Origin of the sequence: Streptococcus infantis, from assembly GCF_047465525.1 — a bacterium.
Classification (GTDB): Bacteria; Bacillota; Bacilli; order Lactobacillales; family Streptococcaceae; genus Streptococcus; species Streptococcus infantis_R.
The window spans coordinates 26,629-39,544 of record NZ_JASGZS010000004.1; the positions used below are offsets into that span (position 1 = coordinate 26,629).

12 protein-coding genes are annotated in these 12,916 nt (G+C 40.1%); 5 read left to right on the forward strand and 7 right to left on the reverse strand.

Translation table 11 applies throughout. The annotated features are described in order from the left end of the window. Positions 1-20: 20 nt before the first annotated feature. Entirely contained in the window at positions 21-1,538 is a 1,518-nt protein-coding gene (gene malQ, locus QM374_RS02030; RefSeq protein WP_414310712.1) for a 4-alpha-glucanotransferase, read from the reverse strand. Positions 1,539-1,956: 418 nt separating this feature from the next. On the opposite strand from malQ, the gene QM374_RS02035 reads away from it, so the two are divergent. From QM374_RS02035 to QM374_RS02055, 5 genes are all read left to right on the forward strand, one after another. After that, positions 1,957-3,225, forward strand: coding sequence for an extracellular solute-binding protein (locus QM374_RS02035; RefSeq protein WP_075232327.1), 1,269 nt, complete (start codon positions 1,957-1,959; stop codon positions 3,223-3,225). A gap of 96 nt (positions 3,226-3,321) precedes the next feature. Then, entirely contained in the window at positions 3,322-4,611 is a 1,290-nt protein-coding gene (locus tag QM374_RS02040) for an ABC transporter permease subunit (protein WP_414310713.1), read from the forward strand. Between the two features lies 1 nt (position 4,612). Next, positions 4,613-5,455, forward strand: a complete 843-nt coding sequence (locus QM374_RS02045; protein WP_045613887.1) for a sugar ABC transporter permease — start codon at positions 4,613-4,615, stop codon at positions 5,453-5,455. A gap of 310 nt (positions 5,456-5,765) precedes the next feature. Next, entirely contained in the window at positions 5,766-6,566 is an 801-nt protein-coding gene (locus QM374_RS02050; protein ID WP_375555414.1) for a DUF1189 domain-containing protein, read from the forward strand. Positions 6,567-6,575: 9 nt separating this feature from the next. After that, complete coding sequence (locus QM374_RS02055) at positions 6,576-7,562, forward strand: LacI family DNA-binding transcriptional regulator (RefSeq protein ID WP_414310714.1); 987 nt, start codon at positions 6,576-6,578, stop codon at positions 7,560-7,562. A gap of 122 nt (positions 7,563-7,684) precedes the next feature. Here QM374_RS02055 and QM374_RS02060 read toward each other — a convergent pair whose 3' ends face one another. From QM374_RS02060 to QM374_RS02085, 6 genes are all read right to left on the reverse strand, one after another. Beyond that, a complete protein-coding gene (locus QM374_RS02060) occupies positions 7,685-8,626 on the reverse strand; it encodes a YitT family protein (RefSeq protein ID WP_000814911.1) in 942 nt (313 codons plus the stop codon). After that, complete coding sequence (aspS, locus tag QM374_RS02065) at positions 8,604-10,367, reverse strand: aspartate--tRNA ligase (protein WP_414310715.1); 1,764 nt, start codon at positions 10,365-10,367, stop codon at positions 8,604-8,606. The genes QM374_RS02060 and aspS overlap by 23 nt, the downstream gene beginning before the upstream one ends. Positions 10,368-10,515: 148 nt before the next feature. Beyond that, positions 10,516-10,731, reverse strand: coding sequence for a hypothetical protein (locus QM374_RS02070; RefSeq protein WP_060955102.1), 216 nt, complete (start codon positions 10,729-10,731; stop codon positions 10,516-10,518). 18 nt (positions 10,732-10,749) lie between these two features. Continuing rightward, positions 10,750-11,391: a lysostaphin resistance A-like protein gene (locus QM374_RS02075; RefSeq protein ID WP_414276414.1), complete on the reverse strand. Its 642-nt coding sequence runs from the start codon at positions 11,389-11,391 to the stop codon at positions 10,750-10,752. A 9-nt stretch (positions 11,392-11,400) separates the two neighbouring features. After that, positions 11,401-12,099, reverse strand: coding sequence for an ABC transporter permease (locus tag QM374_RS02080; RefSeq protein WP_414310716.1), 699 nt, complete (start codon positions 12,097-12,099; stop codon positions 11,401-11,403). After that, entirely contained in the window at positions 12,092-12,916 is an 825-nt protein-coding gene (locus QM374_RS02085) for an ABC transporter ATP-binding protein (protein ID WP_414310717.1), read from the reverse strand. Before QM374_RS02085 ends, QM374_RS02080 begins: the two co-directional genes overlap by 8 nt.

The window sequence follows — 12,916 nt, forward strand, 5'->3', positions numbered from 1 at the left end:
TTGTGTCTCCTGATAATGTCTTATTTCTTTAATTCTACCAAATTTTCATTGATTCGGCGATAAATTGTCGTCAAGTCAAGCAAAGTTTCTTCGACAGCAGGAGTCAATTGTTCCTCTGTCATACGCCATGACCAGTTTCCACCAAGAGTAGATGGGAAGTTCATACGAGCTGAACCATCCAACTCTAGCAAATCTTGCATAGTGGCAATCGTCATGAAACTTACTGATGCGAAAGCTGTACGAAGCATAGCATGCACCACTGTTTCGTACTCTTTACGGTTTGTGTAGCGAGCCATATACTCACGAGTTGGATCATCAATCTCATCACGGTACCAACCAAGAACAGTGTTGTTATCGTGTGTTCCTGTATACATAACTGAGTTTGCTGGTGCCAAGTGTGGGCTGTCGATACTTTCGTGTTCTGGATTGAAAGCAAATTGAAGGACTTTCATTCCTGGGAATCCAGTGCGCTCACGAAGCTCGATGACTTCATCAGTCATGAATCCAAGGTCTTCTGCAATGATGTTCAAGTCACCAAGTTCTTCTTTAACAGCTGCAAAGAGTTTGTAATCAGGTCCTTTCACCCATTTACCAGGTGCCGCTGTTTCAGAACCCGCAGGAATTTCCCAGTAAGACTCAAATCCACGGAAGTGGTCGATACGCACGATGTCGTAAATCTTAAAGCTTTCACGCAAGCGTTCAATCCACCATTTATAACCATCGCGATCCATTGCTTCCCAGTCATAGATTGGATTCCCCCAAAGCTGACCTGTCTCAGAAAACTCATCTGGTGGGCATCCTGCGATGCAAGTTGCTTTTCCGTTTTCATCAGTTTTAAAGAGATGTGGATTTGCCCACATATCGCCTGAATCTTCAGCAACATAGATTGGCATATCTCCCACAATCTCGATGTGGTTTTCGTTAGCATATGCTTTCAATTTCAACCATTGTTGGAAGAAGAGATATTGGGTTACGCGGTGGTAGACCAATTTGTCAGCCAACTCATTACGATAGTGTGCAAGAGCTTCAGCTTGACGAGTGCGAACTGCTGCATCAGGCCATTCTGTCCAAGCGAGATTATCAAAATGCTCTTTGATAGCCATATACTCTGCAAAAAGTTCAAGCCATGATTGGTTCTCTTGAGCAAATTTTTCAAAATCTTTGACATCTCCAACTTCAAGGAAACGTTTAACTGCTTTTTCTAGAAGCGGACGGCGTGCATAGTAAATCTTAGCGTAATCAACTTCAGTTGGGTTACTACCGAAGTCTACTCCCTCAAGATCGCTTGCTTCCAACAAACCTTGCTCTACCAAAATAGCAAGATCGATAAAATGAGTATTTCCAGCAAAGGCTGAGAAAGATTGATAAGGAGAATCTCCGTAGCTGGTTGTGCCTAAAGGAAGGATTTGCCAGTAACGTTGCTTTGTACGAACCAAGAAGTCAACGAAATCATAGGCGCTTTGACCAAATGATCCGATTCCGTAAACTCCTGGAAGCGATGAGATGTGCATCAACACACCACTTTGACGTTTTTTCATAATAGCACCTCAAGTGTTTGTAGTTAAATATTTCATTTTTACTTGGCGCAAACGTTTGCGCCAAGTAAAGTATAACCCATTTCAAAAAGAAATGCAAGCGTTTCAACAAAAAACTTTTCAATTTATTTACTTTATAGCTTTTAAAAAAACTATATTCTTATTTTTTCACCTCTACAAAAACATCTACAAACTATGCAAACGTTTCCCTTAAATTATTCTTGAATTGAAATTTATATGATTTCATCCTTTCCTTCCTATTATATAACCAATTTTAGAGATTAACCAGTTACAAGCTTTTTAAATTTTTTTCAAAAAAACGCTTGCAACCGTTTTCTGTTTGTGCTATACTAAGTTCATAAGAGAAAACGTTTGCGTTTCCTTGAAATCAAAATTTGTTATTCTTTAGGAGGAATACACTATGTCAACTAAATTCATGAAGAGCGCAGCTGTACTTGGTACTGCTACTCTTGCTAGCTTACTTTTAGTAGCTTGTGGAAGCAAAACTGCTGATAAAACTGCTGACTCTGGTTCATCAGAAGCGAAAGAAATCACTTTCTACGTTGAAGATCAATATAAAGCTTTTGCAGAATCAGCTGCCAAAGCTTACGAAAAAGAAGCTGGTGTAAAAGTTACTATTAAAACAGGGGACCAATTAGGTGGACTTGACAATCTTTCACTTGATAACCAATCAGGTAAAGCTGCTGACGTCATGATGGCACCATACGACCGTGTAGGTAGCCTTGGTACTGACGGACAACTTTCAGAAGTTACTTTGAGTGACGGTGCTAAAACAGACGATACTACTAAATCTCTTGTGACTGTTGGTGGTAAAGTTTATGGGGCTCCAGCCGTTATCGAGTCACTTGTTATGTACTATAACAAAGACTTAGTGAAAGAAGCTCCTAAGACATTTGCTGACTTGGAAGAACTTGCTAAAGATAGCAAATATGCCTTCGCTGGTGAAGACGGAAAAACTACTGCTTTCCTAGCTGACTGGACTAACTTCTACTACGCATATGGACTTCTTGCTGGTAATGGTGCCTACGTGTTTGGACAAAACGGTAAAGACCCTAAAGATATTGGTCTTGCTAACGATGGTGCTATTGCAGGTATCAACTACGCTAAAACTTGGTATGACAAATGGCCTAAAGGTATGCAAGATACTGAAGGTGCTGGAAACTTGATCCAAACTCAATTCCAAGAAGGTAAAACAGCTGCTATCATTGATGGACCTTGGAAAGCTCAAGCATTCAAAGATGCTAAAGTAAACTACGGTGTTGCAACTATCCCAACTCTTCCAAACGGTAAAAACTACGCAGCCTTTGGTGGTGGTAAAGCTTGGATCATCCCATCAAGCACTAAGAACCTTGAAGGAGCTCAAAAATTCGTAGACTTCCTTGTTTCAACTGACCAACAAAAAGCATTCTACGATGCAACAAACGAAATCCCAGCTAACACTGAAGCTCGTACTTACGCTGAAGGTAAAAACGATGAGTTGACTACTGCTGTTATCAAACAGTTCAAGAACGCTCAACCAATGCCAAACATCTCTCAAATGTCAACAGTTTGGGACCCAGCTAAAACAATGCTCTTTGACGCTGTAAGCGGTAAGAAAGATGCTAAAACAGCTGCAAATGATGCTGTAACATTGATCAAAGAAACAATCCAACAAAAATTTGGTAACTAATTGATTGATTCAAGGGGGATTTAAAACTTATCCCCCTTGATTTTTAGATATTAACAGAACTCAGCTTGACGTTCACATCTTATGAAAGGAGTACTCATGGAACAACAACCAAGAAAAGCAGCCTTGCTTTCATTGATTCCTGGGTTGGGACAAATCTACAACAAGCAAAAAGCTAAAGGTTTTATCTTCCTTGCTGTAACTTTAGTTTTTGTCCTCTATTTTATAGTACTTGCAGCACCTGAATTGAGCAACTTGATCACGCTCGGTGAAAAACCTGGCCGTGACAACTCTCTCTTCATGTTGATTCGTGGTGCACTCCACTCTATTTTTGTAATTGTTTATCTAGCCTTTTATATTCTCAATATTAAAGACGCTCACACTATTGCAAAACGTATCAATAATGGCATTCCTGTCCCATTGACACTTAAGGATATGATTAAAGGTATCTATGAAAATGGATTCCCATACTTGCTCATTATCCCATCTTACGTTGCCATGACATTTGCCATCATCTTCCCAGTTATTGTAACCTTGATGATCGCCTTTACTAACTATGATTTCCAACATTTACCACCTAATAAATTGTTGGACTGGGTTGGATTGACCAACTTCACAAATATCTGGAGCTTGAGTACCTTCCGTTCAGCCTTTGGTGCCGTTCTTTCTTGGACTATTATCTGGGCTTTGTCTGCATCAACTTTACAGATTGTAATCGGTATCTTCACAGCTATTATTGCTAACCAACCATTCATCAAAGGAAAACGTATCTTTGGTGTTATCTTCCTTCTGCCTTGGGCAGTTCCAGCCTTCATCACTATCTTGACATTCTCAAACATGTTTAACGATAGTGTTGGTGCTATCAATACTCAAGTTTTGCCACTTTTTGCTAAGATTCTTCCATTCCTCGATGGGGCACTCATCCCTTGGAAAACAGACCCTACTTGGACTAAGGTTGCCTTGATTATGATGCAAGGTTGGCTTGGATTCCCTTATATCTATGTCCTTACTCTCGGTATCCTACAGTCTATTCCAAACGACTTGTATGAAGCAGCTTATATCGACGGTGCAAACGCTTGGCAAAAATTCCGCAGCATCACTTTCCCAATGATTTTGGCAGTTGCGGCACCTACTTTGATTAGCCAATACACCTTCAACTTCAACAACTTCTCTATCATGTACCTCTTCAATGGTGGTGGTCCTGGTAGTGTCGGTGGTGGAGCTGGTTCAACCGATATCTTGATCTCATGGATTTACCGTTTGACAACCGGTACAGCTCCACAATACTCTATGGCAGCTGCCGTTACCTTGATTATTTCAATCATCGTCATCTCTATTTCTATGATTGCCTTCAAGAAACTACACGCATTTGATATGGAGGACGTCTAAGATGAATAACTCAATCAAACTAAAACGTAGACTGACTCAAACCCTCACTTACCTCTACTTGATCGGACTTTCAATCGTCATTATCTATCCTCTTTTAATCACGATTATGTCTGCCTTCAAGGCTGGTAACGTTGTGGCCTTTAAACTCGACAGCAATGTCAACTTTAGTCTTGATAACTTCAAAGGACTCTTTACAGAAACCTTGTACGGTACATGGTATCTTAATACTTTGATCATCGCTTTGATCACTATGGTCGTTCAGACAAGTATTATCGTGCTTGCTGGTTATGCCTACAGCCGTTACAATTTCTTGGCTCGTAAACAAAGTTTGGTCTTCTTCTTGATTATCCAAATGGTGCCAACAATGGCCGCTTTGACTGCCTTCTTCGTTATGGCCCTCATGTTAAATGCCCTTAACCATAGCTGGTTCCTCATCTTCCTATATGTAGGTGGTGGTATCCCTATGAACGCTTGGTTGATGAAAGGTTACTTTGACACCGTGCCAATGTCTCTCGATGAATCTGCAAAACTGGATGGTGCAGGACACTTCCGCCGCTTCTGGCAAATCGTTCTCCCTCTCGTTCGCCCAATGGTTGCAGTACAAGCACTCTGGGCCTTCATGGGACCTTTCGGAGACTACATCCTCTCTAGTTTCTTGCTTCGTGAGAAAGAATACTTTACAGTTGCCGTTGGTCTCCAAACCTTCGTCAACAATGCGAAGAACTTGAAGATTGCCTACTTCTCAGCAGGTGCTATCCTCATCGCTCTTCCAATCTGTACACTCTTCTTCTTCTTACAAAAGAACTTCGTTTCAGGACTTACAAGCGGTGGCGACAAGGGGTGATATACCCCCGCCACCCTTTTTCATTTTTAATACTCTTCTAAAATCAAATTCAAACCGCGTCAACGTCGCCTTGCCGTACTCAAGTACAGCCTTTGGCTAGTTTCCTAGTTTGCTCTTTGATTTTCATTGAGTATAAACTAATGCTTATATAGTCTGGTGAGAAACAAGAGATTATTGAGAATACCCTCATTGTTAGTTGACAAATTTTATTAATAGTCTACTTTCAACAAGGATTCGTATCCCCTGCTTGAAATAAAACACATTTCTCTATATAATACTCGTATAGAAAAATGCCTATAGAAAGAGATTTATGTTACCATATCCATTTTCTTATTTTAATAGTATATGGGGATTTCGTAAGCCCCTCTCTCAACGTTTTGGTCTCAACTGGTTTCAACTGATTTTTACCAGTATTTTCTTGATTAGCTTGTCTATGGTGCCTATTGCCATCCAGAACAGCTCTCAGGAAACCTATCCTTTAGAAACCTTCATCGATGATGTCTACGCTCCTCTGACGGATAGTGTGGTTCAGGATTTGGCTACCAATGCTAAGATTGTAGATGGTAAGTTGAGCTATACGGGTTCAACTCCTCAGCAAGCTTCTGTTCAAATCGGAGACGCTTCTAGTTCAGACTTTCCTGAGGAATTACTTCTTAACTTTGAACCTGAGCAGCTCGTCATCAGTAAGCAAGGAAAAGAATTGACTAGCATTCGCTATCATGCGATCACGACTGAGAGTTTCCAAAGTAAGGAAAGCTTAACACAAGACATTTCTAAAGACTGGTATCAACAGAATCGTGTCTATGTTAGTCTCTTTCTTGTGTTAGGTTCTAGCTTCCTCTTCGGACTTAATTTTTTCATCGTTGCTCTAGGCTCTAGCCTCTTGCTCTACTTTACGAAAAAATCACGTCTCTTTTCATTTAAAACCTATAAAGAGTGCTATCATTTCATTTTGAACTGTTTAGGATTACCAACCTTACTTGCCATGATTCTCGGTCTCCTAGGCCAAAATATGGCAACTTTAATTACTGTTCAAAACATTTTATTTGTTCTATACCTGGTCACTATCTTTTACAAAACGCATTTCCGTGATCCAGACTACCATAAGTAGGAGATTATTATGCCTGTTACGATTAAAGACGTGGCCAAGGCTGCAGGGGTCTCACCCTCAACCGTAACCCGTGTTATTCAAAATAAATCAACCATTAGCGATGAGACTAAAAAACGAGTCCGAAAGACAATGAAAGAGCTCAATTATCATCCTAACCTCAATGCCCGAAGCTTGGTTAGTAGTTATACGCAGGTCATTGGTTTAGTTCTTCCAGACGACTCCGATGCCTTCTATCAAAATCCTTTCTTTCCTTCTGTCCTACGTGGTATCGCACAAGTTGCTTCAGAAAATCACTATGCCATCCAGATTGCAACTGGAAAAGATGAAAAAGAACGCTTAAATGCAATTTCACAGATGGTCTATGGAAAGCGTGTAGACGGTCTTATCTTCTTGTATGCCCAAGAAAATGACCCCTTGGTAAAATTAGTCTCAGAAGAGCAATTTCCTTTCCTCATCCTTGGAAAATCCTTGTCCCCTTTTATTCCGCTTGTTGACAACGATAATATTCAAGCTGGTTTTGATGCAACCGAATACTTCATTAAGAAAGGATGTAATCGAATCGCTTTCATCGGTGGAGCCAAGAAGCTCTACGTTACGCAGGATCGTCTAACAGGTTACGAACAAGCCCTTCAAGAACACAAACTTCCTCTCGATAGTCAACGTACCTTCTTTGCAGATGAATTTCTTGAAGAAAAGGGATATAAATTTAGTAAACGTCTCTTCAAACATGATCCTCAAACTGATGCCATCATTACAACAGATAGTCTCTTAGCTGAAGGTGTTTGTAACTACCTCAACGAGCACAATCTCAATATCCCTGTACTCAGCTTTGATTCTGTTAATCCAAGATTAAACCTAGCGGCCTATGTGGATATCAATAGCCTCTCTCTAGGACGTACTTCATTTGAAACCATCCTGCAAATCATCAGTGATACCAAAGAAAATCGTCAAATCTGCTATCGTCAAGTGATTGCCCACAAAATCGTTGAAAAATAAAAAAGCCCAACTCTGACAATGTGTTCAAGAGTTGGGTTTTTCGTTCTATTCATTGTTATAAATAACTATTAGTAAACTAGAGCAAGGTATCACTAATGGAATTTGAAGATGTCCTGAAATCTTTAGTTTTCGACTTCAACAAATCGGCCTAGGATATGAACGTTTTCTGAAACAGAAACAAAGGCTGTTGGATCAACTTGCTTCATGATCAATTTAAAATCATTGAACTCTGCACGAGTGATAACCGTAATCAAAACAGCCTTACGTTCGTGGTTATAGGTTCCTTCAGCATCATGAATCATGGTTGCTCCACGATGCAATTTATTATGGATCTTCTCAATGACGGCATCTGGATTGCTAGTAACAATCATGGCCTGCATGCGTTTTTGCTTGGTGAAAACTGCATCTGTCACACGACTTGAGACAAAGATGGTAATCATGGAATAAAGGGCATATTTCCAACCAAAGGTCACTCCTGCAATCAACATGATGGTACCATTGACCAAGAAAGAGATGCTTCCGACGTTACGACCAGTCTTCTTACGAATGGTTAGGCTGACAATATCTGTTCCACCACTGGAGATGTTATGACGTAGTGCAAATCCGATCCCCAGTCCCATGACAACACCCCCAAAAAGGGCATTAATGATTGGATCCTCTGTTAAGACCACCACAGGCACAAACTGGATAAAGAGCGAGCTCATGGATACCGTGATAAAGGTAAAAATCGTGAACTTATGTCCAATTTGGTACCAGGCCAAAATCATGAGAGGAATATTGATGGCATAAAATGCTACTGAAATCGGGAAATGAAAACCAAACCAGTGGTTACTAAGGGCAGAAATGATCTGGGCCAAACCTGTCGCACCACTTGAATAAACGTGCCCTGGTTGGAAAAAGAAATTGACGGCTACTGCTGATAGAAAACCATATACCAGAGAAGCTGAGATTTTTTCATCGTATTTTTCTCGAGAAATACTTTGTAAAACACGCAAAATCTTTACTCGATAAGCAAAGCGGCGAAGATAATGGTACCACTTTTTAGTTAGTTTCGTTTGTTTCATCTTGTTCTACTTGTAGATTAAGTTCCTCTAGTTGTTTAAGAGCTACTGTTGATGGTGCTTGCGTCATTGGGTCAGTTGCCTTATTGTTCTTAGGAAAGGCGATGACTTCGCGGATATTTTCCTCTCCAGCGAGCAACATGACAAAACGGTCAAGACCGATAGCCAAACCACCGTGTGGTGGGAAACCATAGTCCATAGCCTCCAAAAGGAAACCAAACTGGTCATTTGCTTCTTCAGATGAGAAACCAAGAGCTTTGAACATGCGTTCTTGGAGTTCTTTTTGGTTGATACGAAGACTACCACCACCAAGTTCATAACCATTCAAGACGATATCATAGGCAATGGCACGAACCTTAGCCAAATCACCTTCAAGCTCATGAGCAGTTTCTGCTTGAGGAAGGGTAAATGGATGGTGGGCACTCATGTAACGACCTTCTTCTTCAGACCATTCAAACATTGGCCAGTCAACAACCCAGAGGAAGTTGAATTTGTCGTTATCAATCAAGCCTAGTTCTTTCGCAATACGTCCACGAAGGGCACCAAGAGTTGCATTAGCTACTTCAAGCGTATCTGCTACAAAGAGAACCAAGTCCTTATCTTCAAGACCAAGCGCGGCGGTCAAATCTGCCTGAATACCAGTCAAGAATTTAGCAACTGGTCCATTTAATTCACCGTCAACAACCTTGACCCAAGCAAGACCTTTAGCACCGTACTGCTTAGCTACTTCTGTCATCTTGTCAATGTCTTTACGTGAATAGTTGTCCGCAGCTCCTTTGACCACAATGGCTTTTACAGCAGGTGCTTCTGAAAAGACTTTGAAATCTACACCTTTGACCACTTCTGTCAAGTCCTGAAGCAACATGTCAAAACGCGTATCTGGCTTATCAGAACCGTAAAGAGCCATAGCATCATCATACTTCATTCGAGGGAATGGCAGTGTTACTTCGATGCCTTTTGTTTCCTTCATCACGCGCGCAATCAAGCCTTCTGTGATGTCTTGGATTTCTTGCTCAGTCAAGAATGAAGTTTCCAAGTCGACCTGGGTAAACTCAGGTTGGCGGTCACCACGCAAGTCTTCGTCACGGAAACATTTGACGATTTGATAGTAACGGTCAAATCCAGCATTCATCAACAACTGTTTTGTAATCTGCGGACTTTGAGGAAGAGCATAGAAATGACCCTTATTAACACGAGATGGTACCAAATAATCACGCGCCCCTTCTGGCGTTGATTTAGAAAGGAATGGTGTCTCCACATCGATAAATTCCAACTCATCCAAGTAGTTACGGATAGAATGGGTTACCTTGGCACGAAGTTTAAGATTTTCCAACATTTCTGGACGACGAAGGTCAAGGTAACGGTAACGTAGACGCGTATCATCGTTTGCTTCAATGCCATCCTTGATTTCAAATGGTGTTGTTTTGGCTGTATTAAGTACAGTAAGAGCTGTTACATTCAGTTCAACTGCTCCAGTCGCCAACTTATCATTGGCCTGCTCACGTGCAGCAACTTGACCAGTCACCTCGATGACAAATTCACTACGAAGGCTTTCAGCTGTTGCCATCACCTCTGCAGATACTTTTTCTGGGTTGATAACCAACTGCATGATTCCTTCACGGTCACGAAGATCGATAAAGATCAAACCACCAAGGTCACGACGACGGCCAACCCAACCTTTCAAGGTAATTTCTTGTCCGATGTGTTCCTCACGAACACGACCAGCATACATACTACGTTTCATGTTTTATCTCCTCTTTTATTCTGTTACTATTTTACCATAAAAGCGCAGGCTCTTCATGAAAATCATCAGAAAAGTTGAGAAGAATCCTGCTATAAATGAAAAAATCCAGCAAAGTCATTCGCTGGATCTTATTTTACTTGGTATTTCTTTATTTTTTACGCTTTTCAGCAATCTCTGCAGCCTTTTTAGGGAGAACAATCTCCGTTGCATAGGCTGTCGCAAATCGCATAATACCTGCGATAGGAGCAAAGATAACTGCTAGATGGTTATAAAAGAAATCCCCTTTAAAAGCATAGGCAAGCGCTCCAATAATAAAGAAGAGTACAACTGCCTGAATCACTGCTAATAATATCACTCGTTTCATGACTTCCTCCTGAGTCTATTATAGCATCATTATCATCACAAATGAAATTAAATTGTTCAAGGCATGTAATCCCATACTATAAGCCAGACCACCCTTACTAACATAAGCCAATCCCAAGCTAAAGCCAAGTGAAGCATAAACTAGGAATTGTTGAGGAGTGCCAGGGAAATGAACAAGAGCAAAAATGATACTACTTACAAGTAGGAAGAGAGCTGTCTGCTTGACATTATCCTGTTGAGGGAAGACATAGCGGGCCAACATCCCTCTAAAGGTCAACTCTTCTGTCAGGGGTGCAAAGACAACAATCATGAAGAAAGAGAAGAGAGGTTGATTATGAGTCAATTGTTCTGCCGTCTGTTGACTGACAGATGGATCATTTGGTAAGAAAGTTTGTACAACAATGATAAGGACCCATACCAAGGCAGGCAACCAGATGTATTTGTTAAGGCCCGTTTTTTCTATCGTAACAGTTCCTGTCTTATACCACTTGTATGTTAAGAAGGTAAAAGCTCCTGCTAATAGAATATAAAGCGGAAGAACACCGACTATAGGTGCACCTGAACCAAGAGCAATCAGAGGTAAAGCCTGAATAAAACCGTAGATAAACAAAAATGATAAGAAAGCTAGAACAAACCAGCCAATGTTTTTAAGTGTTTTCATAAGATTCTCCTATTTTCCTTTATAACTATTTTTCAATACAAAGAGACATGCTAGGCCTAGAACAAGGACCCATGACAATAAAAGACCAAGATTTCCCAGAGACAATTCTCCTCCACCTTCTTTTAATAGACCTACAAAAGGACCGATAAAAGAATAGTCCAACAGTTTTTGAACCGTATCATTTTGAGAAGCAATCGTGGGTAAAAAAGAGACAATTAACATAGGAAAGATACTATAGACTTGCGCTTTAGATTGAGTATCTGATACTGCACCGATTAGAAGGTTGAGAAAAATAATACAAATAGTTGCTAGAAGCAAATAGATAGCATAGGCAAATAAATAACCAGATACGTTTACTTTAAGATAGATGGGAAGCACAATCATAGCAAGTAACATTATCAGAATAGGGAGAACAAGCATACTGAAAGTATATTCTGTTGCTGTCACACCACTTAGAATAAGTGATTTGAGATTTCGTTTTTCCTTATCTTCTGCCATCATAATCGATACCATATAACCACTTCCCATGCTCAAGACCATCGTCAAGCTAGAAGATAGTAAAAATAGGCTCACTTCTCCATTCTTATTTAAAAATTCATTTAATAAAACAGCAATACCAAAAGGCATCAATAAAGTTGCTAACAAAGTTGAATTGCTAATAAGAACTTGTAATCTTAACCATAGTAGGGCATTTAATTTTCTAAACATCTAACTTTTCTCCTGTTAATCTGATAAAGATCTCTTCTAAAGTTGGTTCACAAGAGTGAACGACCATCAAATCTGTCGTGTCTAAATGTGGCAATTCTTCAAACAGAACTATTTGTTCTCTTCCATCTTTATAACCTACACGTACTTTCTTATCCACATGGTATTTTTGAATAATCTCTTGTGGACTTCCATACTCTATTAAATTTCCCTTATTTAAAAGAGATAAGCGATCACAAAGCAAAGTTGCTTCATTCATATCATGCGTGGTCAGAAAGATAGTTGTCCCAGCTTGCTTTAATTCTTGAAGTAGGGTATGAATCATCTTAGATGTTGTAGGGTCTAGCCCACTGGTTGGCTCATCTAGAAAAAGAATCTTAGGAGCATTAAGAAGGGCACGGGCCAAGAACATTCTTTGTTTCATTCCTGTAGACAGTTTTTCTGCGATAATATCTCTAGCATCTGCCAATCCAACCTGTTTGAGCACCTGATTTACTATATCTGACTTGAGGCCATATAACTTAGCGTAAATGAGAAGATTTTTATAAAGACTCATCTTTTCATAAAAACCACTGCCATCACTAACAATACCGATTTGTTCCAAATCATTTGAGGTTAAATCTTGAGAATTCTTGCCTAACAAAATTGTGTTACCTTGATCTGCAGTTAACTGGCCTGTTAAGACATTGATCATGGTTGTTTTACCTGATCCAGAAGGCCCAAGAAAACCAAAGATTTCACCTTCCTTAATCTCAAAAGAAATCTGATGAAGAGCTTTTTTGCTCCCAAAACTTTTGCTTACATTTTCAACACGAATCAT

What these genes read in the sequence shown, in the direction of transcription:
- QM374_RS02045 (WP_045613887.1), top strand. Translation starts at nt 4,613, where the DNA reads ATGAATAACTCAATCAAACTAAAACGTAGACTGACTCAAACCCTCACT.
- QM374_RS02040 (WP_414310713.1), top strand. Translation starts at nt 3,322, where the DNA reads ATGGAACAACAACCAAGAAAAGCAGCCTTGCTTTCATTGATTCCTGGG.
- malQ (WP_414310712.1), bottom strand. Translation starts at nt 1,538, where the DNA reads ATGAAAAAACGTCAAAGTGGTGTGTTGATGCACATCTCATCGCTTCCA.
- QM374_RS02075 (WP_414276414.1), bottom strand. Translation starts at nt 11,391, where the DNA reads ATGAAAACACTTAAAAACATTGGCTGGTTTGTTCTAGCTTTCTTATCA.
- QM374_RS02085 (WP_414310717.1), bottom strand. Translation starts at nt 12,916, where the DNA reads ATGATTCGTGTTGAAAATGTAAGCAAAAGTTTTGGGAGCAAAAAAGCT.
- QM374_RS02035 (WP_075232327.1), top strand. Translation starts at nt 1,957, where the DNA reads ATGTCAACTAAATTCATGAAGAGCGCAGCTGTACTTGGTACTGCTACT.
- QM374_RS02060 (WP_000814911.1), bottom strand. Translation starts at nt 8,626, where the DNA reads ATGAAACAAACGAAACTAACTAAAAAGTGGTACCATTATCTTCGCCGC.
- QM374_RS02070 (WP_060955102.1), bottom strand. Translation starts at nt 10,731, where the DNA reads ATGAAACGAGTGATATTATTAGCAGTGATTCAGGCAGTTGTACTCTTC.
- QM374_RS02080 (WP_414310716.1), bottom strand. Translation starts at nt 12,099, where the DNA reads ATGTTTAGAAAATTAAATGCCCTACTATGGTTAAGATTACAAGTTCTT.
- aspS (WP_414310715.1), bottom strand. Translation starts at nt 10,367, where the DNA reads ATGAAACGTAGTATGTATGCTGGTCGTGTTCGTGAGGAACACATCGGA.
- QM374_RS02050 (WP_375555414.1), top strand. Translation starts at nt 5,766, where the DNA reads ATGTTACCATATCCATTTTCTTATTTTAATAGTATATGGGGATTTCGT.
- QM374_RS02055 (WP_414310714.1), top strand. Translation starts at nt 6,576, where the DNA reads ATGCCTGTTACGATTAAAGACGTGGCCAAGGCTGCAGGGGTCTCACCC.